Here is a 21818-nt window from a genome sequence, read left to right on the forward strand (position 1 = left end):
GCATGCCGGCGCACGGACACCGGTCTGCGGCACTTCCCTCCCGTCCTTCGTCATGTCTTTCCCGGGTCTCACGAGGAGATGAGCACGATGCCTCATTCGGGTTCCACCGCTCCGGCCACCGTGCTGACGGCCGCCGAGGAGGTCGCACGGATCGCCGCCGGCCATGCGCAGCAGTCCGAGCGGCAACGGCGTCTCGGCACCGAGGTCGTGCGTGCGCTGATCTCGGCGGGCTTCGCACGGCACTTCGTGCCCGCGCGGCACGGCGGTGACGCAGGCACCTTCCAGGACGTCGTCGAGGCGGTGACCGTGATCGGTGCGGCTTGCCCGTCCTCGGCCTGGGGTGCCTCGCTGACGGCATCGCTGGGGCGCATGGCCTCCTATCTGCCGGAAACCGGCCAGAAGCGCCTGTGGGCGACGGGGCCGGACACGCTGATCGTGGGCGGGCTGATGCCGCTCGGCCGTATCCGGCGGGACGGAGACGCCTGGCTGCTCAGCGGCGCATGGCCGTATGTGAGCCTGGTCGACCATTCGGACTGGGCCCTGGTGTGCGCGGTGCCCACGGACGAACGGTCCGGTGCGCGCTTCCTCGCCATTCCGCGCGACGCCTATCGCGTCGAGGACACCTGGGCACCGGTGGGGATGCGGGGCACCGGCAGCAACACCCTCGTGGCGGAGGACGTCCGGGTTCCGGACGACCTGACGTTCCCACGCGACGCAGTCACCGAGGGTGTGGCTCCCGGTGCCGAGGCGCCCTGCCACCGAGTGCCGCTGAAAGGCGTCAACGGCCTGTGCTTCGCCGCCCCGGTGGTCGGTGCCGCCTGCGGTGCTCTGGCAGCCTGGCGGGACGAGGCCGCAGCACGGCGTACCGGGCCGGACGGCCGCGCCGCGGTGGCACTGGGGGAGGCATCGGCCCACGCGGACACCGCTCGCCTGCTGCTGCTCCAGGCGGCCCGCACCGCCGACTCCGGATCCATGACCGATCTCGACGTGGCCCGCAACGGGCGGGACTGCGCCTACGCCGCCCGGCTGGCCGTGGCGGCGGTGGACCGCTTGTTCACCGCCGCGGGCACCCGAGCCCACCAGGACTCGGCCGTACTCCAACGGTACTGGCGCGATGCCCACTCGGCGGTCAGCCATGTGGTGCTCGACCAGGAGGCCACCGCGGACGCCTACGGCCGGCACCTGCTGAAGGACTGACCCGGCGCGCTGCGCGCCGCCGACGCACTCGTCAGCCGGCTTTCAGCGCGTCGGTCAGTTCGGCGACCGTGGGCACACCCTCACCGACCGGGACCTCCTCCACGAAGACGGCCGGCACGGAGGTGACGCCACGTTCCCCGGCCTGCCGCTCGTCGCGGCGGACGTCGGCGGCGTGCGCGTCGCTTCCCAGCACCTTGCGCACGGTCGCCGGATCGAGGCCGGCGTCCGTCGCCAGCCGGAGCAGCACGGCGTGGTCGGCCACGTTCAGATGCTCGGTGAAGTAGCCACGGAACAGCCGGTCCGCGAGCCTGCCTGCCAGGCCCGACCCGGCAGCACGGTGGATCAGCCGCTGAGCGTCGAAGGAGTTGACCGGTCGCAGGCCGTCCAGCCTGATGTCGAGCCCTTCCTCGGCACCCAGGGCGCGGATGCGCTCGAACAGGTCGCTGGTCCGGTCCGTGCTCAGGGAGAAGCGGCGGCGCATCATCTCACCGAGCGTGGCACCGGGTACGCGCGGCTGCTGGGGGCGCAGCTCGAAGCTCCGCCAGACCGTCTCGACCTCGTGCCCCCGGTCGACGGCGGCCAGCGCACGGTCCAACCGTGCCTTGCCGATGTAACACCAGGGGCACATGATGTCCGCCCACATCTCGACCTTCACCGGTCCTCCTTCCGCTGTGCATCGAGTGCATCGTGCAACCTCGACTCGTGTCGAGGTCAACGGTGTCGGTCACCGCGCCGAGGCCGGCGGAGGTGCGCCCGGGGTGCCCGGGCGGTCAGAGCACACCGGCGGGCCACATCCGGGCGTGCTCGCGGTACCAGGCGACGACCTGCGGCAGTCCCCGGTCCAGCGACCAGCGCGGGGCGTACCCCAGCTCTTCGCGGATCTTCGTGTCGTCGATCGCGTAGCGCAGGTCATGGCCTTTGCGGTCTTCGACGTGTCGGACCACGTCCCATCGGGCGTCCAGCAGATTGAGCAGACGCGCGGTCATGTCCCGGTTGCTCAGGGCCTCGCCGCCACCGACGTTGTAGACCTCACCGGCCCGGCCCCGGGTCAGGACCAGCTGCAGTGCACGGCAATGGTCCTCCACGTGCAGCCATTCGCGCACGTTGCGTCCGTCCCCGTACAGCGGGACGGGCTGTCCGGCCAGGATGCGGGTGACGAAGCGCGGTATGAGCTTTTCCGGATGCTGATGGGTGCCGTAATTGTTGGAGCAGCGGGTGATGCGTACGTCCAGACCGTACGTGCGGTGATAGGCGCGGGCCAGCAGGTCGCCGGCCGCCTTCGACGCGGCGTAGGGCGAGTTCGGCAGCAGGGGACTGTCCTCCGTCCACCGGCCGGTACGGATCGAGCCGTACACCTCGTCGGTGGACACGTACAGAAACCTCTCCGTACCGTGGCGCACTGCTGCGTCCAGCAGCCGCTGAGTGCCGACCACATTGGTGTGGACGAAGGCGCCCGGACCGGTGAGCGACCGGTCCACGTGAGACTCGGCCGCGAAGTGGACCACCGCGTCGTGACCGGGCACGATCCGGTCCAGCAGCTCCTGGTCGCACACGTCGCCGTGCACGAAACGAAGCCGGGGGTGCGCGGCCGGCAGATTCTCCCGACGTCCGGCGTAGGTGAGCAGATCCAGCACCGTCACCTGCAGGTCTGCCGAATCCGGCAGTGCCCCGCTCAACACACCCCGCACGTAGTGGGAGCCGATGAAACCGGCTCCGCCTGTGACGAGCAGGCGCCGCATCACGCAGCCACCTCCGCCCGGCAGTGATCGCCGATGATCAGCCGCCGATGGGCGGGCCCGGCCGTGCGCACCGTGGCCGAACGTCCGATGAGTGAACCGGACAGGCCGCGCACCCCCTGGATCGACACCCCGTCGAGGACGATCGAGTCGCTGATCCCGGCGTCCTGCAGCAGGCACTCACGGCCGAGGGTGACATGCGGACCGACCGTGCTGCCGTTCACCCGGCTGCCGGCGCCGATCACCACCGGGCCCGTCAGCTGTGAGCGGGTCACCACGGCGCCCTCCTCGATGACGACGGGGCCGTGCAGTGCCGTGGCCCGGTCCACCGTGCCGCGGACCTCGGCGCGGACCGCGGCGAGCAGGACGCGATTGGACTCCAGGAGGTCGTCGGGGGAGCCGGCGTCCTTCCAGTAGCCCGCGTACTCCGCTCCGACGACACGCTGGCCGGTGTGCAACAGCCGGCCGATCGCGTCGGTGATCTCCAGCTCACCACGGTCGCTGGGGGTGGTGGCGCGGACTGCGGCGTGCACCGCCGGCGTGAAGAAATAGACGCCGATGACCGCCAGGTCGCTGCGTGGCTGCCGGGGTTTCTCCACCAGGGCCCTTATCCGGCCGTCGGACTCCAGTTCGGCCACCCCGTAGGCGCGCGGGTCCGCCACCTTGGCCAGCATCAGCTGGGCCGCCGGCCGTCGCCGTCGGAAATCCGCGGCCGCCTCGGCGATGCCCGGGACCAGCACGTTGTCCCCCAGGTACAGCACGAAGTCGTCCGCGCCCAGGAAGTCCCTGGCGAGCAGGACGCAGTGCGCCAGACCCAGCGGGGCCTCCTGGCGCAGGTAGGTGATGTCCAGACCGAGCGCGGAGCCGTCGCCGACGGCGGCCTCGATGGCCTCCGCGTGCTCGCCGACGACGATGCCGACCTCGGTGATACCGATGGCACGGATGTTGTCCAGGCAGTGCAGCAGGATGGGCCTGCCGGCCACGGGCATCAGCTGCTTCGGCATGGAGTGCGTGAGGGGACGCAGCCTGGTCCCCGTCCCGCCGGACAGAACTAGTGCCTTCATCGGAGCCTCTCACTCACGCCTGTGTCCCGGGTTCGCTACGGGGACGATCCTGGGCAGCGACGCTTGAGGGACGGTCCACTACGGCTGGACCTGACCGAAGTCCCGGCCGCCGCTCGAGTTCTGCTCCAGAACGCCTTGACCTGGTCGCCCTACCGTCCCGGTCATGAGATTCCTGTTTGTCTCCGGAGGAAGCGCGGGCGCGGTGTTCCCCATCACGCCCTTGGCACAGGCCGCCCGCAACGCGGGCCACGAGGTGATCGTCGGAGCGACGGAGAACGTGATGCCGCTCGTCGCAGCGACGAGCCTTCCGGGTGCCCCCATCACGTCGCGCACGATGTTCGACTTCATGCAGCGGGACCGCCATGGCCGGCAGATGAGCATCCCCGCCGACCCCCACGAACGGAACCTGTTCAACGGCCGTGGCATGGCCCGGCTCGCCCTCGGCAGCATGGAAGGGCTGGTCCCGCTGGTCGAGAGCTGGAGGCCGGACGTCATCGTGGGCGGTTCACTGTCGTATGCCGCACCACTGCTGGCGCACCGGTACGGGCTGCCCTGGGTGCGGCATGCCCTCAACATGGGGGAACCGGTCATCATCGATCTGGCCGCGGCGGCCGAACTGGCCCCCGAGATGGAGGAGATGGGGCTGTCCGCCCTTCCCGCACCGGACATGGACATCGAGCTGTGTCCGCCGTCGGTGCGCCGCCCCGACGCCGGTCCCGCACAGTTCATGCGGTATGTGCCGTTCAACACCCAGCGGGCCTTGGAACCGTGGATGTACACGCGTGGTGACCTTCCGCGTGTCCTGGTGTCCGCGGGCAGCCGCATCTCCGCGGACTACGAGCCCGAGGCGCTGTCGGCGCTGGTGGAAAAGGTGGCCGGACTCGACGTCGAGCTGCTCATCGCCGCTCCGCAGGAGATGGCCGATGCGTTGGGGAAGCTGCCGGACAACGTCCGGGCGGGCTGGCTGCCGCTCGACGTGGTCCTGCGGACCTGCGACCTGCTGGTGCACCGGGCGGGGGGCAACACCATGCTGCACGCCATCGTGTGCGGGGTGCCGCAGCTGGTGATTCCGGGCATGCCCAAACAGGTCGGCATGTCGGCCCGGCTCGCCGACTACGGTGCCGCCATCATGCTCACTGCCGGCAAGGACGACGCACCGGACAACGTCGCCAAGGCCTGCCGTGAGCTGCTGGAGGACCCTGCCTACGCGGCCCGGACCCGGGAACTGGCCGCGGAGATCGCCTCCCTGCCCACCCCGCACGAGGTGACCCAAGCCATCGTGGACATGGTGCGCGGCCGGACGGCGGCGTGACCGCACCTGCGTCCGGCCGCGCACGACAGCGAGGGCCGAGGCGTACCGCGACGCCGATGCCTCGGCCCCGCTCGCGCCTTACGCGGTCTGATGCGGACGCTGCTGCGGGACGAACAGCGACAGCAGGACGCCCAGGACGAGGAAGCAGCCACTGACCAGGTACACCTCGTCGATGGCCTGGGTCATGGCCTGAAGCAGGGGGCGTGCGATCCGGTCGTCGGCGTGTGCGAGGAACGAGGTGTCGTCCAGATCCAGACTGCCGTCGGCGCCCCGGAGCAGGATGCGGTTGGCCGGCTGAGAGGCGACGGACGGGTCATGGGCAGCAGCCGCGAACGCGCTGTCCGAGGCGGCGTCCGCATAGGAGCGTGCCACGTGCCCGCTGACGGTGCCGAAGAACACCGCGAGGAACACCGACGCGCCGGCCGTCGACCCGATCTGCCGGAAGAAGGTGTACGACGCCATCGCGGCGCCCATGTTCTGCGGTGCGGCGTTGCGCTGGATCGCCACCAGCATCACCTGCCAGGAGAAGCCCACCCCGACGCCCATCACCAGGGTCGCGCCCCCGGTCTGCCACAGTCCGGTGTCCATCTTCGTCGTGCTCAGCCACCACGAGGCGACCGCCATCAGCACGACACCCGTCGCGATCACGATCTTGTAGTTGCCCGTCCTGGCCACGTACGGTCCGGCGACCCGGCCCGAGAGGACGATGCCGACGGTCTGCGGCAGCAGCATCAGGCCGGCCTGCGTCGGTGTCAGTCCCCGGACGATCTGCAGGTACATCGGCAGTACGGTCAGGACGCCGAACACGCCCATCCCGACGATCACATTGGCGCCGTTGACCAGGGTGAAGACCCGGTTGCGGAACAGGCTCAGCGGCAGTATCGCCGCCTCGCCCGCCCGCCGCTGCGCCAGCAGGAACAGCACCAGACCCACCACACCGACGGCGAACAGTGCCAGTGTGCTGCCGGAGCCCCATCCCCAGGCGCGGCCCTGCTCGGCGGCGATCAGCAGCGGCACCAGGCAGACCACCAGGGTCGCAAGGCCGAGCACGTCGGTCTGCCGACCGGCCGCCTGGGGCTTGGGCAGCCGCAGCAGCCGGCCGATGATCGCCATTGCGGCCACGGCGATCGGGACGTTGATGAAGAACGCCCAGCGCCAGCCGGTGGCGCCGAGGAAGGTGTCCATGCCGGCGAACCAGCCGCCGACCACGGGCCCGACGACGGCCGAGACGCCGAAAACGGCACCGAACCACGCCTGGTACCGGGTGCGCTGCGGCATCGGCACCACATCGGCCAGGATGGTGAACGCCAGACTCATCAGACCGCCGGCGCCGATGCCCTGGACGGCACGGGAGGCGATCAGCTGCCACATCTCCTGGCTCAGGCCGGCCAGCACGGAACCGGCCAGAAAGATGCCCACGGCCAGCAGGTAGACCGGTCGGCGGCCGTGGTCGTCGGACAGTTTGCCGTACAGAGCGGTGGAGACGACCGAGGTGATCAGGTAGACGGTGGTCACCCATGCTTGCTGGGTCAGCCCGTGCAGGTCGTCGGTGATGGTGCGCATCGCGGTGGCCACCACGGTCTGGTCCAGCGAGGACAGGAACATCCCGAGCATGAGCCCTATAAGGATGATCTTGGCGTGTGGTTTCGGCCCGCCGGTCGTTTCCGACTGGGCCGGCGGCCTCGCGGTGTCGGTCATGGGTAGTACTCCTTGGCTGAAACGCGGTGTCGGCTGGGGTGTTGAGGACCACCACACCCTGCAACCTCGATCGCAGTTGAGGTCAAGCCGCCGCGGGCCGTTCGACCGGGAGTCCAGGTGGTCTCCAGCAGGTGCGGCGAGCGTGGTCAGCGCGGCCGGAAGGGCCGCCGCGCAAGCCCTGACAGAACGGTGGTGAGAGGCGTGGCAGTGGGACCCGAGACATTCCGCGACTTCTTCGGTTCGGTGCCGACGGCCACGGCGGTGGTGACCACGATGGGCCCGGACGGGGAACCCACGGGATTCACCTGCAGTGCCTTCTGCGCGGTCTCCCTGGATCCGGCCCTGTTGCTGGTCAGTGCCGGCCGGCAGTCGCGGACCCTGCCCGCGATGATCCGCTCGGGGACCTTCGCGCTCCATCTGCTGTCCGCCGAGGCGGGTGAGGATCTGGCGCGCTCCTTCGCCCGCCGGTCGTCGCGGAAGTTCAAGGACGTGGGCTGGCGTCCGGGTGACGTCGTCACTGCCTGTCCCGTCCTGCTCGAGGGGGTGCTCGGACACGTCGAGTGCTCGCTGGAGCGCAGCGTGCCGGCCGGCGACCACACGCTGCTCATCGGTCGCATGGAGCACGCCGTCCTGCGGAAGACGGCCTCGCCGTTGCTGTACCAGCAGGGTGTCTTCACCCCGTGGCACCGCATGCGCCGGCGCAGCGCGATCGGCATGTGAGGGCCGGCGCGGCTCAGGCGTGGCACGCGGGCAGGCCACCGTGGAATTCCACCATCTGTGCGAAGAGCTCGTTCATGTTCACGGCGGATCCGCCGGCTGCCCCCTGCGCCTCCGCGTAGGCCCGGTGCAGGTTGGGGACGATCCGCTCGGCGTCGATCCAGTCGGCGTAGGGCCCCAGGTCGGCGTCCCGGGCCAGGTCGAGGGGGGACAGCCCGGCGGCCGGTCCGCGTTCCCCCAGCTCCCGGAGCAGCCGAAGATAGCCCTCGACCTCGTCGAACACCGACGCGTCGGTGACGGGGCCATGTCCGGGCACGACCACCGCCGGATTCAGGCCGCGCAGTGTGTCCAGTGCCGCCAGAGATCCGGCGATCGAACCCATCGGGACGAACGGGGTCACCCCGTTCATCACCACGTCACCGGTGAACACGACGCGCTCCGTCGGTAGCCACACCACCGTGTCCCCCGTGGTGTGGGCGGGGCCCACGTGCAGGAGTTCGATGTCCCGTTGCCCGAGGTGGAGCACCAGCCGGTGGTCGAAGGTCACCGAGGGCTCGACCAGTTCCACTGGGCCCCAGTCCACGTCCGGCCACAGGTGCGTCAGATGCAGGCCCGTCTCCCGCATCTCGGTGCGGGCCCGCTCCTGCGCGACGACCACCGCCTCCGGGAAGCGGAAGTTGCCGAACGTGTGGTCACCGTGTGCATGGGTGTTGACCAGCAGTTCCGGCGCGGTGCCCAGGACTGGGAGGACGGCGGCACGCAGCGCCTCGGCCCGGCCGCTGGTGGCGGCCGTGTCCACGAGCAGGCCCCGCCCCTGGCCGGTCACCAGGCCGGCATTGTTGAGGCACCATCCCCCGTCCGGCTGGACGTAGGCGAACACTCCGTCGGCGACCTGAAGCAGCCGCGGCGTGGATCCGGGGGACTGCGTGTCCGGAGCGCTCACTGGTGCGGTCACGCCGCCTCCTGGTCGTGGGTGACCAGACGAGACCGGGTGAGGACGCCCTCCTCGGTGATCTCCAGGACGTCGTGGACCACGCAGCTCGGCCCGATCTTCGGCGTGCCGCCGGGGCGTACGGTGACGATCAGCGCGTACACCGTGGACGACAGCGATCCGTCGGGCAGCGGCTCCAGCGCGACATGGTTGAACCAGTGACGCCGTTGTACCGGGTCGTCGGCGAACCGCTCGTGGAACCGTTCGAGTTCGGCGACGATGCCGGCGCGTCCGACCGCCGGCTGCGCGCCGGGCGAGTGCTGGAACGTGCCGTCCTCGGTGAACGTGTTCGCGTAGTCGGCGAACCGGCCTGCGTCGAGTGCCTGCATCTGACGGGCGTAGAAGTGCTGGACCTGTGCATAGACGTCCGGGCGGACGGTCGAGACGGACACTGGTGCTCCTTCGGGGCCGTGGACGAGTCGATGCCGTCAGCCTGGTCGCAGGCGGTCGAGGCGACCTGTAGTCCGGCTCGAGCGCCCCGTGCCGGTGGAGACCCGTGCGCACACACTGTTGACCTCAAGTCGACTCGAGGTTGAAGGATGGGATGTGCGGGGGCGGACCGGCGGAAGGACGGTGCTGCGTGACGGCTGATTCATCTGGGCCAAGTGAAACCGGGTGGTGGGAGGTGGTGAGCGCGGACCGCGCTGTCGCCGTTCGGGGCGCACGCGGTTGGTGTGCTGTTGTGCCGGCCTAGGAGGGGAAGGGAGCAAGGGTGTGCCAGGACCCGGACAGGCTGTTGTCGGACAGCGTCGGCTCCCCGGACAGCATGGCCTGGTGCAGTCGCTGGATACGGGACGACGGCTCCACTCCGAGCTCGTCGATCAGGGTCTTGCGCAGGGTCTGGAACGCGTTGAGAGCGCGCCAGAGAGCCCCCGACCGGTAGAAAGCCGTCATCAGCTGGGCGGTCAGATTCTCGTTCATCGGGTACTTGGCGACCAGCATGCGCAGCTCGGCCAGCAGGGCGGCGTGCCGACCGAGCATGAGGTCGGCCTCGATGCGCTGCTCCAGCACCCGGATGCGTTGTTCCTCGAGACCGAGCAGGTCGACGCTCAGGACGCGACCCGTCGGTACGTCCACCAAGGCCTGCCCGCGCCACAGGTCCAGTGCCTTGCGGAGCAGCGCCGAGGCGGTGTGGGGGTCGTTGGCCTCCAGGGCCTTCAGACCACGGGTCGACAGTGTCTGGAACTCACGTACGTCGCTGGAACAGGGGCGTACGGCGAGCCGGTAACCACCCAGCGAGGTGGCGATGACGTCCTTGGCGTCGATCCCTTCTTCGGCCCTGAGCGCGGCACGCACCTGGCGCCTGAGGTGGAGGATGTACGTCTGGAGCGTGGTGGCCGCGCTTCGGGGGATCTGGTCGCCCCAGATCTCCTCCATCAGCGTGGGCACGGTGACGACCTGTTCCGCTCTGAGCACCAGAAGGGCGAGGATCTGGCGCGGTTTCGCCGCGCTGGGAACGATGGACTTGCCGTCTAACCGCACGGTGAACGGTCCCAGTATGCGAACGTCCACTGAGCTACCCCCTGTTCGCTCGGTAGTCGATGAGGACCTGTGGTGGACCAGGTTGCCGCGTTTGTCGCTGGCATGCCACTGATTGCGGGATTCCGGAAAGGTGTCGGCGGGTGGTCGGGAACCGGACCGGTCCCATGAGGGCGCACGCGGGTATCCGGGTCGCGAGTGTCCGCGTGCGCCCTCCGCAGTGGTGGCCGGTTACTTGACGGTGGTCGACGTCAGTGTCTGGGCAGGGTTGGGGTAGCACCGCAGGGTGCTGGGGGTCGGAACGTGCGGGGCCTCGTTCGCCGAGGGGATGAAGTCCCAGCCGAATCCGTAGGCGTCGTAACCGGAGCCTCCCGGCTCGGTGGTGACCGAGCCCCGGGTGGTCGCCTTGAGGGTGAGTCTCACGGTGGGCAGCTGGAAGGCCACGGCGGCCGGGAAGGGGCCGGGGGCCCGCAGGACCAGCTCGTCCCCGTCGACAGTCGCGGTTGCCGGGGTGTCACCTCCGGTCAGCTGGTACTGGCGCAGCTCCGCGTTGTCGGGGAGCCGCAGACGCAGCACCAGGTCGTACGAGTAGTCGTTGTGCGAGGGGTTCGGCGTGATGGGCGCCGGGGTGATCTCGGCGGTGAAAGTGGCCCCTCGCTTCACCTTGTCCGGGGCCGACGCCGTGAACCCCAGCGCGTAGGGCAGACCCTGGGTCGTGTTGACCTGGCAGGCGTAGGGATTGGACAGGGCCGTGTCGGCAGCGGCGGCCTGAGGCCCGCCGGCCGCCAGGGCTGCGGCGGCCACCGCGGTGACCGTGGCGAGGGCCCTGCGGACGAGCCGTGCTTGTGCCATGAATGCACCCTCCTGAGAGTAGAGGCCGGGGCTCCCCGGATCAGCCACAACGTCATCCCCGCGCATCGAGCAGCGCTGGAGCCCGACTAGAGCCACGGGACAGGGCAGGTCGCATCCGGGGAGTGCGCCTTCGTGCGCGGCGGTGGGTGCTGGGGCATCCGGAGGCTCGGCTGCGCCTCGGGGCCGGAGCTGTGGGCGTTCGAGCACGGACCATTGACATCACCTGAGACCCGTCGGAGACTCATGGGCGACTCAAGTGAAGGAAACTTCACTAGGCGAACGAGATGGCACACGCAGTGCCCGCCGCGCCCCTGCGCGTACGCGGCCGCGCGCTCCCGTCCGTCACGGCAACGACGCCCACCGAAGGGATCACGACCGATGCGCACCACCGTCGGCATCATCGGGGCCGGGCCCGCCGGCCTGCTGCTGGCCCGGCTGCTCCACAACGCCGGGATCGACTCGGTCGTGCTGGAGAGCCGCGACCGTGCCTACGTCGAGCAGCGGCAGCGGGCCGGGATCCTGGAGCAGGGCACGGTGGACGTGCTGCGGGCGGCCGGGGCCGGGGAGCGGATGGACCGGGAGGGGCTGCGGCACGACGGCATCGAGCTGCGGTTCGGCCGGCGGCGGCACCGGGTGGACTTCCCGGCGCTGACCGGGGGCCGGTCCGTGATGGTCTACGCCCAGACGGAGGTCTGCAAGGATCTGATCGCCCTCCAGCTCAAGGAGGGCGGGCCGCTGCTGTTCGAGGCGGAGGCGCTGGCCGTGGAGGGGGCCGACAGCGACCGGCCGGCGGTGCGGTTCCGGCACGGGGGACGCGAAGACGTCCTGGAGTGCGACTACGTCGTGGGGTGCGACGGTTTCTGGGGAGTGTCCCGCAGGGCGATCCCCGCCGAGTCGGCCCGGGTGTACGAGCGGGCTTACCCGTTCGGGTGGCTCGGCATCCTCGCGGACGTGGCGCCCTCCCACGACGAACTGGTCTACGCCCGGCACGAACGGGGCTTCGCTCTGCTGTCCATGCGCTCGCCCTCCGTCTCCCGGCTCTACCTCCAGGTCCCGGCCGACACCGACGCGCAGACCTGGTCCGACGAGCACATCTGGGACGAGCTGGAGCGGCGGCTGGAGACGGACGACGACTGGACGCTCGAGCGCGGGCCGATCACGCAGAAGTCGGTGACCCCGATGCGGTCCTTCGTGCACGAGCCGATGCGTCACGGGCGGCTGTTCCTCGCGGGTGACGCCGCCCACATCGTGCCGCCGACCGGTGCCAAGGGCCTCAACCTCGCCGTCGGCGACGTCGCCACCCTCGCCAAGGCGCTGGTGCACCGTCTGCGCACCGGGTCCGAGGAGCTGCTGGACGCCTACTCGGACAGGTGCCTGCGGCGGGTGTGGCAGGCGGAGCGGTTCAGCTACGACATGACGACGATGCTGCACCGCGCCCCGGGCGCCACCGCGTTCGAGGAGCGTCTGCAGCTGGCACGGCTGGAGCGGATCGCCACCTGCCGGGCGGCCGAGGCCGACCTCGCCGAGGGCTACACGGGCTTCCCGCTCGACTGACCCTTGTCTTCACCGCTCTGCCGTAGCGTGTCGTGTCGAAAGGTCAGGGAAAGATCCTCCACAGGTATCAGGTCGATCCTTTGCCTGTCCATTACTCTTGACCCAAGGTCGCGCCGTGCGGCCATGGAGGAGTGAGATGAGGAGCAGAAACCCGGTCTTCTCGCGACGGGGGTTCAGCCGCGACCACGGCTACGCGGGCTTCAACACCGCGCCGCAGGCCGGGGGCCCCGCTGTCGGCACACAGGGCAATCCGTACGCGCAGGGCAACCCGTACGCCCAGCCGAGCGGGAACCCCTACGCTCAGAACCCTTACGCTCAGAATCCGTACGCCCAGCAGGACCTGTACTACGGCGCACCACCGCAGGCCCCGGCCTCCACCGGCCGGATGACGATGGACGACGTCGTCGTGCGCACCGCCTCCACGCTCGGTGTGCTCGTGGTCGCCGCCGCCCTCTCCTGGGCGCTGCTGCCGGTGGACGACGCCAACATCGGCCGGTCCTACGGCCTCGGCATCGGTGCCGCGCTCATCGCGATGGTGCTGGGCTTCGTCCAGTCGTTCAAGCGCAAGGCCTCGGCTCCGCTGATCCTGGCCTACGCGGCGTTCGAGGGCGTCTTCCTCGGTGTCGTCTCCAGCGTCATCGACAACCGCATCGCCAGCGGTGCGGCCATGCAGGCGGTGCTCGGCACGATGGCGGTCTTCGCGGCCGTGCTGATCGCCTACAAGGCGCGCTGGATCCGCGTCAACCGGCGCTTCTACGGCTTCGTGATGGCGGCCTCGCTCGGCTTCGTCCTGCTGATGATGGTGAACATGCTGTTCGCCGTGTTCGGCGGCGGTGACGGGCTCGGCTTCCGCAGTGGTGCTCTCGGCGTCTTCTTCGGCATCGTCGGTGTCGTCCTCGGTGCCTGCTTCCTCGCCCTGGACTTCAAGCAGGTCGAGGACGGGGTGGCCTACGGTGCCCCGCGCCAGGAGGCCTGGCTCGCCGCGTTCGGCCTGACGCTGACGCTGGTGTGGATCTACCTGGAGTTCCTGCGGCTCATCGCCATCCTCAACCAGAACGACTAGCTCGGCCTGAACGGCCGGCGCGCCGCAGCCGGCCGGGTGCACGGGAAGGGCCCCGGGAGCGATCCCGGGGCCCTTCGCCATGTCCGCTCGTCTGGGGCTTCGTCGCGCGGTCCGCGCCGATGTCCTAGACCAGCTTGCGCGCCGCCCTCCTCAGCTCGAACTCGTGGATGAGCGCCTTGGCGTGGCCGTAGGAGAGGTTGTGCTCGTGGCGGAGCCAGCTGAGCTTCTCCTCGAAGCCGAGCGCGGGGCCTTCCTCGACGGTGCGCAGCCAGTCGGCCACTTCACGGCCGGTGCATGCGGGGATGCGGGCAAGCAGGTTGCGATGGGTCTCCTCGGAGTACACGTGGGACATCGGCGCCTCCGGACGCTTTCGATGAAGCCGGTCCTTCACGCCACCGTGCCTGAGTGCCGCCGCGTTGGCAACAGTCCGGGTGCGGCGCGTACGCTCGCGGCGTGGTGGACACGACATCTCTGACCCGGGCGGTGGATCACTTCGCGGACCGGCTGCGGGCGGCGCCGCAGAGCCGGCTGCAGCGTGGCGCGGCGACCGAGGCGCTGGAGCTGGCGAGGGAACTGGCGCGCCGGGCCCAGCTCGTGGAGTTTCCCGGACGCGAGCCGCGGCAGATGCCCGACGCCGGGATGTTCGCGGCCGCGGACCAGCTCACCGTCGCCGGGCACGACCTGGCGCTCGTCCTGACCTGTGAGGAGGAGGTCGAGGAGGCGGTGCGGCTGGTGACCGAGGCGCAGAAGCGCGCGGGGGTGTGAGGCGCGGCGCCCGGCCGGCCGAGGGGAGAACAGCAGGGGCGGAGGTCTCTCGCGTGCGGTGCGGCGGCGCCCGGGCGCGAGAACGAGGGCGGCCGCGGTCCGTGCGGGAGCGGCCGCGTCACCCGGCAGGCGGCCGGGGCCGTCCGGAACGGGCGCCGAGGGCCGTCACACGGAGGTGACGATCCGGTCCGCGAGGACGTAGACGTTCTCCTCGCCGCAGGAGAAGGTCAGGGTGTAGGCGCCGGAGACGCCGGAGCCGCCCAGCAGCACCGGGGAGCGGCCCGTGCGGACGGCGTCGGCCAGGCGCTCCGCGGTCTCGCGGTGTCCGGGCGTCATGCACAGGGTCGTGCCGTCGGCGAAGACATAGACGTCGAGGGTGCCCAGCGGTCCGGGGCGGACGTCGGTCAGCTCCGTGCCGCAGGAGGCCAGCTGTTCCAGCGTGGCCACGGTCCGCTCGTGGTCGCCGGTCACCGGCGAGGGGCGCGGGGTGAAGTCGGGGTGCGAGGGGTGGCGGCGGCGGGCGGCGGCCAGTTCCGCGGACTCGCCGGCGGCCGCTCCGCTCTCGCGGGCCGCGGGGTCGTCGCCCTCCGGCCCGGTCTCGGTGACCGGCTCGAGCCGATCGAACGCGGAGAAGTCGGCCTGGCGGGGCAGGAAGATCTCCTCGTCGGCCGACGACAGGTCGGACAGCCCGGTGACCGGAGGCGTCTCGGACGTGTCGCGTGCCTCCTGCGCGGCCCAGAAGGCGCGGGCCTCGGCGAGTTCGCGCTCCCGCTCCTCCGCGAGCGCCTCGACCACGGCGGCGCGTATCTGCTCGGCGTCCGCGGGCCTGCGGGCGGCGGGCAGCAGAGCACGGGTGGCGGCGTGGTTCTCGGCGAGCTGGACGTGCAGGGCGTTGACCTGACGGCGCAGCTTGACCAGGGTGCACAGGACGGCGACGCCCACGGCGCCGGTGGCGGCTGTGGTGACCAGCAGGGCGATCGGCATGGCGCTCACTGACGTTCTCCCGGGTTCAAGGTCGACCCCCGACTTCCTACCTCAGCTTGAAGGGAGGACCGTCCAGCTGTCAGTGCGTAACGTCACGAAACGGGCAAAATTCCGGTATGGATGCTGTTTGCCTGACCTGGTGGCGCATTGCTGACCTGCGATGATCCCCTTCCGAGGGACATGGGTCACATCATGGGGGAGATCGGATCACGAAACGGCCCGGAATCCCGGTCTTTCGCGGATTCCGAGCCGTTTCTTCACGTCGGGTCCTATACGGGGCACGGATCGTGGTGCGAGCGTGCCCGGTGCGTCGTGCGGGTCAGCTGAGACGCTCGATGATCATCGCCATGCCCTGGCCGCCGCCGACGCACATGGTCTCCAGGCCGAACTGCTTGTCGTGCCACTGCAGGGAGTTGATCAGCGTGGTGGTGATGCGCGCACCGGTCATGCCGAAGGGGTGGCCGACGGCGATGGCGCCGCCGTTGACGTTCAGCTTCTCCAGCGGGATGTCCAGCTCGCGGTAGGAGGGGATCACCTGGGCGGCGAACGCCTCGTTGATCTCCACCAGGTCGATGTCGTCCATGGTCATCCCGGCGCGCCGCAGCGCCTGCCGGCTGGCCTCCACCGGGCCGAGGCCCATGATCTCCGGGGACAGGGCGGAGACACCGGTGGCGACGATCCGCGCCAGCGGGGTCAGGCCCAGCTCGCGGGCCTTGGTGTCGGACATGATGACGAGGGCGGCCGCGCCGTCGTTGAGCGGGCAGCAGTTGCCCGCGGTGACCAGGCCGTCGGGGCGGAAGACCGGCTTGAGGGCGGCCACGCCCTCCATGGTCACGCCCGGGCGCGGACCGTCGTCCTTGGAGATCACCGTGCCGTCCGGGAGGGTCACCGGGGTGATCTCCCGCTCCCAGAAGCCGGCCTTGATGGCCTCCTCGGCCAGGTTCTGCGAGCGGACGCCGAACTCGTCCATCTCCTGCCGGGTGATGCCCTTGAAGCGGGCGAGGTTTTCCGCGGTCTGGCCCATCGCGATGTAGGGGTCGGGCAGCAGGCCGTCCTCGCGCGGGTCGTGCCAGTCGGTGCCCTCGGACTCGGCGACCGCGGCGGTGCGGGCCTCGGCCTCGGCGAACAGCGGGTTGTGCGTGTCGGGCAGGCTGTCGGAGTTGCCCTTGCCGTAGCGGGAGACGGTCTCGACGCCGGCGGAGATGAACACGTCGCCCTCGCCGGCCTTGATGGCGTGCAGGGCCATCCGGGAGGTCTGCAGCGAGGAGGAGCAGTACCGGGTGATGGTGCAGCCGGGCAGGTGGTCCATGCCCATCTGCACGGCGACGATCCGGGCGAGGTTGTTGCCCTGCTCCCCGCCGGGCAGACCGCAGCCCAGCATCAGGTCGTCGATGTCCCTCGGGTCCAGCTCGGGGATCTTCGCGAGGGCCGCCTGGATGATCGCGGCGGTCAGGTCGTCCGGACGCATGTCCTTCAGGGAGCCCTTGAAGGCGCGGCCGATGGGGGAGCGGGCGGTCGAGACGATGACGGCTTCGGGCATCACGGCTCCAGTGGCGTTGGGACGAAGGGCGGCGGACGGCGCCCGCGGGACGGCACAGTGAGGCTGCTTGGAAGTTACCCGCCCGTAAGGGCAGGGTCACGGCCGTGGCGGTGTGATCCTCACCGCAGCTTTCCAAGCGCTTGCTTGTTTCTTCCTCCGTCCTGCGGACGCCTGTCCTTGACGCCTGTCCTCGGGTGCCCGTCCTGCGGGCGTCTGCCCCTCGAGTGTGGGCCGTGCCGACGGGCGCGGTGCGGGCCGGTCGCCGGGTCGGTCAGGCCGAGGGTGCGGCGGGCGCCGGCTCCTCCTCGGGTACCCGGCGGCGCCGGCGTCGTTTGAGCAGCGCCCACGGGCCGCGCGGTGCGGCCGGTGCCGCGGGGGTGACCTCCGTGCCGGCCTCGGACGCGGCCTCGACCGCCGCCCGGGCCACCGGCAGGATGTCCTCCCGCCGGGAGATGTCCGGGCGCTCCTCCTCCGCCGGCCACAACCCGAGCGCCGCGCACACCGTCGGCAGTACGGCCATGGCCGCCGTGGCGTACCCCTCGGCGGACGGGTGGTAGTTGTCCGGGCCGAACAGTTCCCTCGGCCGCGCCGCGAACTCCGGGCCCAGCAGGTCGCCCAGCGACACCGTGCGGCCGCCCTGTTCCACCACCCCGATGGTCTGCGCCGCCGCCAGCTGCCGCGAGGCGCGGCGGGCCAGCCAGCGCAACGGCTGCTGCACCGGCTCGATGGTGCCCAGATCCGGGCAGGTGCCCACCACCACCTCCGCGCCGGCCGTGCGCAGCCGCCGCACCGCCGCCGACAGATGGCGCACCGAGAGGGTCGGGGGCATCCGGTGGGTCACGTCGTTGGCACCGATCATGATCACGCAGACGTCGGGCACCTGGTCCGCGTCCTGTAGGACCAGGCCCGCCTGCCGGTCCAGGTCGTCGGAGCGGGCGCCGGGCACGGCGACGTTGCGCAGCCGCACCGGGCGTTCGGCCACCGCGGCCAGGCCCGAGGCCAGCAGCGCGCCCGGGGTCTGCCCGGCCCGGTGCACGCCCTGGCCGGCGGCGGTGGAGTCGCCCAGCATGGCCAGCATCAGCGCGGGCCCGGCAGCGGTGTCGCAGGCGAGGCCGTACACGCCGTCCGCGTAGGGGACGTAGGGGTCCGTGCCGCCCAGCACATGGCGCCGGGCCAGCTGCACCTCGGCCAGCAGCAGTCCCACGGCGGCCACGCCGACCAGGCCGATCCCGCCGCCGCCGTACGCGGCGCCGGCCGCGATCCGCCGGGCCACTCTCGCCCTCGACATCTGCGTCATGCCTCGCCGCCTTCCGTTCCGCCCTTCACTGTCTGCTTGCCCCGTACCCTCGGTCGTCCAACCGTGACGAGGCGTGAACGGGCGTCCGGCGTGCCGTGCAGGCCTTACGCTGGCGGGACCTCCACGACCACTTTTTGTGCAGCAACCGGAGACAACGGTGCAATTCCACGACTCGATGATCAGCCTCGTCGGCAACACCCCGCTGGTGCGGCTCAACAACGTCACCAAGGGCATCAAGGCGACCGTCCTGGCCAAGGTCGAGTACTTCAACCCGGGCGGTTCGGTGAAGGACCGCATCGCCCTGCGCATGATCGAGGCGGCCGAGCAGAGCGGCGAACTGAAGCCGGGCGGCACGATCATCGAGCCCACCAGCGGCAACACCGGCGTGGGGCTCGCCATCGTGGCCCAGCAGAAGGGCTACAAGTGCATCTTCGTCTGCCCCGACAAGGTGTCCACCGACAAGATCAACGTGCTGCGCGCGTACGGCGCCGAGGTGGTGGTGTGCCCGACGGCCGTGGCACCGGAGCACCCGGACTCCTACTACAACGTCTCCGACCGGCTGGTGCGTGAGACGCCGGGCGCCTGGAAGCCCGACCAGTACTCCAACCCGAACAACCCGCTGTCGCACTACCACTCCACCGGCCCCGAGCTGTGGGAGCAGACCGAGGGGAAGATCACCCACTTCGTGGCCGGCGTCGGCACCGGCGGCACCATCTCCGGCACCGGCCGCTACCTGAAGGACGTCAGCGACGGCCGGGTCAAGGTCATCGGCGCCGACCCGGAGGGCTCGGTGTACTCCGGCGGCTCCGGCCGCCCGTACCTGGTGGAGGGCGTCGGCGAGGACTTCTGGCCCGAGGCCTACGACCGGACCGTCGCCGACGAGATCGTCGCCGTCTCCGACAAGGACTCCTTCCAGATGACCCGCCGCCTGGCCCGCGAGGAGGGCCTGCTGGTCGGCGGCTCCTGCGGCATGGCGGTCGTGGCGGCGCTGCGGGTGGCCGAGCGGCTCGACGAGGACGACGTCGTGGTGGTCCTGCTGCCGGACGGCGGCCGCGGCTACCTGTCCAAGATCTTCAACGACGAGTGGATGGCCAACTATGGCTTCCTGGAGGACGAGGGCCCCAGCGCCCGCGTCGGCGACGTGCTGCGCGACAAGGACGGCGGCATCCCCTCCCTGGTGCACATGCATCCGGACGAGACCGTCGGCCAGGCCATCGAGGTGCTGCGCGAGTACGGCGTCTCCCAGATGCCGATCGTCAAGCCGGGCGCCGGACACCCCGACGTCATGGCGGCCGAGGTGGTCGGCTCCGTCGTCGAACGCGAGCTGCTGGACGCGCTGTTCACCAAGCGGGCCGCATTGGACGACCCGCTGGAGAAGCACATGTCGGCGCCGCTGCCGCAGGTCGGCTCCGGTGAGCCCGTCGGCGACCTGATGACGGTGCTCGGTGCCGCGGACGCGGCGATCGTGCTGGTGGAGGGCAAGCCGACCGGTGTGGTGAGCCGCCAGGACCTGCTGGCCTTCCTGGCCAAGGGCGGCGGCCGGCAGTAACGGACCCCGCGCGGAGGCCGGCGGCCGGCCGCCACGGCACCCTCGTGGTGGGCCTGCGGCGACGGCACCCTCGGCGAAGGCCGGCAGCGGGTGCGGCCCGCACGCGTCCGGAGGGGCGGCCTGCGCGGGACGACCGCGCATGTCGCGGAAGTGGAACGCGCGTGTCACGTGGGCGCAGCACTCGCTTAACACGCGCCGGGCACAGTGGTGTTCGCCGGCGGGAGGGAGCGGCTCCCCTCCAGGCCGGCGGCCGATAGGCGTCAGGGACCTCCGGAGCGGCTCCCGGACCTCCATGGACGCCACGGACGCGCAGGACCGGCCCCGACCCGGGCCCGCGTCCTCTCGCGGGGACCGCCGTCGTCCCGCCCCCCAGTCCATGGGGGTGCGGCGGTCCCCGCGCGCAGGCCGCAGGCGCCGTCCCCGGCAATCCCCCCGTCCTCGCCGCTTCTCGCACGTCGACCCGGCCCGGGGCGTGCGTCGTCGGGACGGCTCAGTCCTCCTGCCAGGCGTCGTCCCGGCCGGTGCGCTGCCGACGGCCGGCGAACAGCCCCGGGGTGGTGCGGGCGGCGTGGGCGACGTTGACGCCGACGATGCCCGCCCAGGTCACGATCAGCCCCGGCAGGTCGGCCACATGGCCGCCGATCGCGGACAGCGGGACGGCCAGCACCAGCGAGACGATGCCGAACCCGAAACGCTCGCCGAAGGAGTCGGACGTCCTCGGGCCGCGGGCGTCCCGGGCCCGCTGCGTCCGCTGCTCGGCGAGCTGCCGGCGCACCCGGCGCTCCACGGCGTCGTCGATGCGCCGGTCCACCTTCTCCAGGAAGGACTCCACCAGCGCCGCGTCGTACTCCTCGCCCAGTTCCTTGCGGGCCTGCAGGGTGGCGTCGAGTTCCTTCCTCAGATCGCTGCCCCGCTCGTCCAATCCGCTCATGCGCCTCAGGCTAGGGACGCCGGACCGGCTCCACACTGGGGCAAACCCCCGGTCGCGGGGGTGGCGAGCAGGTGTCCTGTCCGTGCCTTGCCCCTCCTGCATGACCTCATGCAGAGTTGAGGGTGACTGAATAAAAGGTGGTCGGGGAGTACTCTCCGGGACGTCCGACGACTTTCGCCAGGGGGAGCACGTCATGAGCGGGACCGACAGCCCTGCGGCACGGCTGCAGGCGCTCTTCGAAGGACACCGGCTCACGCCGACCCAGCGGCGCATCGCGCACTGCATGGTGCGGCGCGCCGCCGACGTGCCGTTCCTGTCCAGCGTCGAACTCGCCGAACTGGCCGGGGTCAGCCAGCCGTCGGTGACCCGCTTCGCCGTCGCCCTGGGCTTCGACGGCTACCCGGCGCTGCGCCGGCACCTGCGCGAGGTCACCCCCGCGGAACCCGTGGACCGCCCGGCCACCCGCAACGAGTACCAGCAGGCCGTCGAGGAGGAGATCGAGAACCTCCGGCACCTCGCTCAGGCGCTGGCCGACCCCGGCCCGGTGCGGCAGGCGGCCCGGATCCTCGCCGGCTCGCGCCCGCTGCCGGTCCTCGGGCTGCGAGCCGCCGCCGCGCAGGCGTACGGCTTCGCGTACTTCGCCGCCAAGGTCCACCCGGACGTACGGCTGCTCGACGAGGGCGGCACGATGCTCCAGGACCGCATCGACACCGCCGTCCGGGCGGGGGCGACGGCCCTGCTGTGCTTCGCGCTGCCCCGGCATCCGCGTGAGGTGGTGGACACCCTCGCCCATGCCAAGGACGTCGGACTGACCGTCGTCACCGTCGCGGACTCGGCGTTCGCCCCGGTCGCCAAGCACTCCGACGTGCTGCTGCCCGCGGCCGTGGGCACCGGCCTGTCCTTCGACACCGCCTGCGCGCCGATGCTGCTGGGCCGGGTGCTGCTGGAGGCCATGTGCGACGACCTGCCGGACGCCCAGGCGCGATTGGAGGAGTTCGACGCCACGGCGGCGGCACGCGGACTGTTCGTCGAGTGACCCGCCGAGCGACCCGTCGCCGCCCTGCGCCCCGTTCCACGGCAGCGCCCTGG

21 protein-coding genes are annotated in these 21818 nt (G+C 71.0%); 8 read left to right on the top strand and 13 right to left on the bottom strand.

Translation table 11 applies throughout. The features are described from left to right. Positions 1–87: 87 nt before the first annotated feature. Positions 88–1197 (top strand): hydrolase, encoded by a 1110-nt coding sequence (locus OG899_RS16175; RefSeq protein ID WP_168132033.1) that lies wholly within the window; start codon positions 88–90, stop codon positions 1195–1197. Between the two features lie 31 nt (positions 1198–1228). Here OG899_RS16175 and OG899_RS16180 read toward each other — a convergent pair whose 3' ends face one another. From OG899_RS16180 to OG899_RS16190, 3 genes are all read right to left on the bottom strand, one after another. After that, positions 1229–1852: a DsbA family oxidoreductase gene (locus OG899_RS16180; protein WP_168132032.1), complete on the bottom strand. Its 624-nt coding sequence runs from the start codon at positions 1850–1852 to the stop codon at positions 1229–1231. Between the two features lie 115 nt (positions 1853–1967). Next, complete coding sequence (gene rfbB, locus OG899_RS16185) at positions 1968–2936, bottom strand: dTDP-glucose 4,6-dehydratase (RefSeq protein WP_168132031.1); 969 nt, start codon at positions 2934–2936, stop codon at positions 1968–1970. Further along, positions 2936–3997: a glucose-1-phosphate thymidylyltransferase gene (locus OG899_RS16190; protein ID WP_168132030.1), complete on the bottom strand. Its 1062-nt coding sequence runs from the start codon at positions 3995–3997 to the stop codon at positions 2936–2938. The genes rfbB and OG899_RS16190 overlap by 1 nt, the downstream gene beginning before the upstream one ends. A 163-nt stretch (positions 3998–4160) precedes the next feature. Here OG899_RS16190 and OG899_RS16195 point away from each other — a divergent pair, with 163 nt between their 5' ends. Next, a complete protein-coding gene (locus OG899_RS16195) occupies positions 4161–5309 on the top strand; it encodes a glycosyltransferase (RefSeq protein ID WP_168132029.1) in 1149 nt (382 codons plus the stop codon). A gap of 78 nt (positions 5310–5387) precedes the next feature. Here OG899_RS16195 and OG899_RS16200 read toward each other — a convergent pair whose 3' ends face one another. After that, a complete protein-coding gene (locus OG899_RS16200; protein ID WP_168132028.1) occupies positions 5388–7007 on the bottom strand; it encodes an MDR family MFS transporter in 1620 nt (539 codons plus the stop codon). Between the two features lie 201 nt (positions 7008–7208). On the opposite strand from OG899_RS16200, the gene OG899_RS16205 reads away from it, so the two are divergent. Then, positions 7209–7727 (top strand): flavin reductase family protein, encoded by a 519-nt coding sequence (locus tag OG899_RS16205; RefSeq protein ID WP_168132027.1) that lies wholly within the window; start codon positions 7209–7211, stop codon positions 7725–7727. Between the two features lie 13 nt (positions 7728–7740). Here OG899_RS16205 and OG899_RS16210 read toward each other — a convergent pair whose 3' ends face one another. From OG899_RS16210 to OG899_RS16225, 4 genes are all read right to left on the bottom strand, one after another. Beyond that, positions 7741–8679, bottom strand: a complete 939-nt coding sequence (locus OG899_RS16210) for an MBL fold metallo-hydrolase (RefSeq protein ID WP_229814551.1) — start codon at positions 8677–8679, stop codon at positions 7741–7743. Next, on the bottom strand, positions 8676–9107 hold the full coding sequence (locus OG899_RS16215) for a nuclear transport factor 2 family protein (RefSeq protein ID WP_168132026.1): 432 nt from the start codon (positions 9105–9107) through the stop codon (positions 8676–8678). The genes OG899_RS16210 and OG899_RS16215 overlap by 4 nt, the downstream gene beginning before the upstream one ends. A 298-nt stretch (positions 9108–9405) precedes the next feature. Continuing rightward, positions 9406–10227: an AfsR/SARP family transcriptional regulator gene (locus OG899_RS16220; protein WP_168132025.1), complete on the bottom strand. Its 822-nt coding sequence runs from the start codon at positions 10225–10227 to the stop codon at positions 9406–9408. A gap of 198 nt (positions 10228–10425) precedes the next feature. Beyond that, complete coding sequence (locus OG899_RS16225) at positions 10426–11046, bottom strand: hypothetical protein (protein WP_168132024.1); 621 nt, start codon at positions 11044–11046, stop codon at positions 10426–10428. 378 nt (positions 11047–11424) lie between these two features. Here OG899_RS16225 and OG899_RS16230 point away from each other — a divergent pair, with 378 nt between their 5' ends. After that, complete coding sequence (locus OG899_RS16230; protein ID WP_125496876.1) at positions 11425–12600, top strand: 4-hydroxybenzoate 3-monooxygenase; 1176 nt, start codon at positions 11425–11427, stop codon at positions 12598–12600. Positions 12601–12736: 136 nt separating this feature from the next. Then, on the top strand, positions 12737–13663 hold the full coding sequence (locus OG899_RS16235) for a Bax inhibitor-1/YccA family protein (protein ID WP_125496877.1): 927 nt from the start codon (positions 12737–12739) through the stop codon (positions 13661–13663). A 124-nt stretch (positions 13664–13787) separates the two neighbouring features. On the opposite strand, the gene OG899_RS16240 is transcribed toward OG899_RS16235, so the two are convergent. Beyond that, complete coding sequence (locus OG899_RS16240; protein ID WP_125496878.1) at positions 13788–14015, bottom strand: DUF4287 domain-containing protein; 228 nt, start codon at positions 14013–14015, stop codon at positions 13788–13790. 101 nt (positions 14016–14116) lie between these two features. Here OG899_RS16240 and OG899_RS16245 point away from each other — a divergent pair, with 101 nt between their 5' ends. Next, on the top strand, positions 14117–14428 hold the full coding sequence (locus OG899_RS16245) for a hypothetical protein (RefSeq protein ID WP_185867802.1): 312 nt from the start codon (positions 14117–14119) through the stop codon (positions 14426–14428). A gap of 165 nt (positions 14429–14593) precedes the next feature. On the opposite strand, the gene OG899_RS16250 is transcribed toward OG899_RS16245, so the two are convergent. The 3 genes from OG899_RS16250 to OG899_RS16260 form a co-directional block, all read right to left on the bottom strand. Continuing rightward, the gene (locus tag OG899_RS16250) at positions 14594–15421 is read right to left on the bottom strand and encodes a hypothetical protein (RefSeq protein WP_125496879.1); all 828 of its coding nucleotides are present in this window, start codon (positions 15419–15421) and stop codon (positions 14594–14596) included. 310 nt (positions 15422–15731) lie between these two features. Next, the gene (locus OG899_RS16255; protein WP_125496880.1) at positions 15732–16952 is read right to left on the bottom strand and encodes an acetyl-CoA C-acetyltransferase; all 1221 of its coding nucleotides are present in this window, start codon (positions 16950–16952) and stop codon (positions 15732–15734) included. A gap of 271 nt (positions 16953–17223) precedes the next feature. Continuing rightward, positions 17224–18249 (bottom strand): SGNH/GDSL hydrolase family protein, encoded by a 1026-nt coding sequence (locus tag OG899_RS16260; RefSeq protein ID WP_168132022.1) that lies wholly within the window; start codon positions 18247–18249, stop codon positions 17224–17226. Positions 18250–18406: 157 nt separating this feature from the next. Here OG899_RS16260 and OG899_RS16265 point away from each other — a divergent pair, with 157 nt between their 5' ends. Next, the gene (locus OG899_RS16265) at positions 18407–19798 is read left to right on the top strand and encodes a cystathionine beta-synthase (protein ID WP_168132021.1); all 1392 of its coding nucleotides are present in this window, start codon (positions 18407–18409) and stop codon (positions 19796–19798) included. Positions 19799–20288: 490 nt separating this feature from the next. Here the strand turns inward: OG899_RS16265 and OG899_RS16270 are convergent, their stop codons facing one another. After that, positions 20289–20729, bottom strand: a complete 441-nt coding sequence (locus OG899_RS16270; protein ID WP_125496883.1) for a hypothetical protein — start codon at positions 20727–20729, stop codon at positions 20289–20291. Between the two features lie 193 nt (positions 20730–20922). On the opposite strand from OG899_RS16270, the gene OG899_RS16275 reads away from it, so the two are divergent. Continuing rightward, the gene (locus OG899_RS16275; RefSeq protein WP_125496884.1) at positions 20923–21765 is read left to right on the top strand and encodes a MurR/RpiR family transcriptional regulator; all 843 of its coding nucleotides are present in this window, start codon (positions 20923–20925) and stop codon (positions 21763–21765) included. Positions 21766–21818 lie beyond the last annotated feature (53 nt).

The sequence above is a fragment of the Streptomyces thermoviolaceus genome (genome assembly GCF_045209695.1).
Lineage (GTDB): Bacteria > Actinomycetota > Actinomycetes > Streptomycetales > Streptomycetaceae > Streptomyces > Streptomyces thermoviolaceus.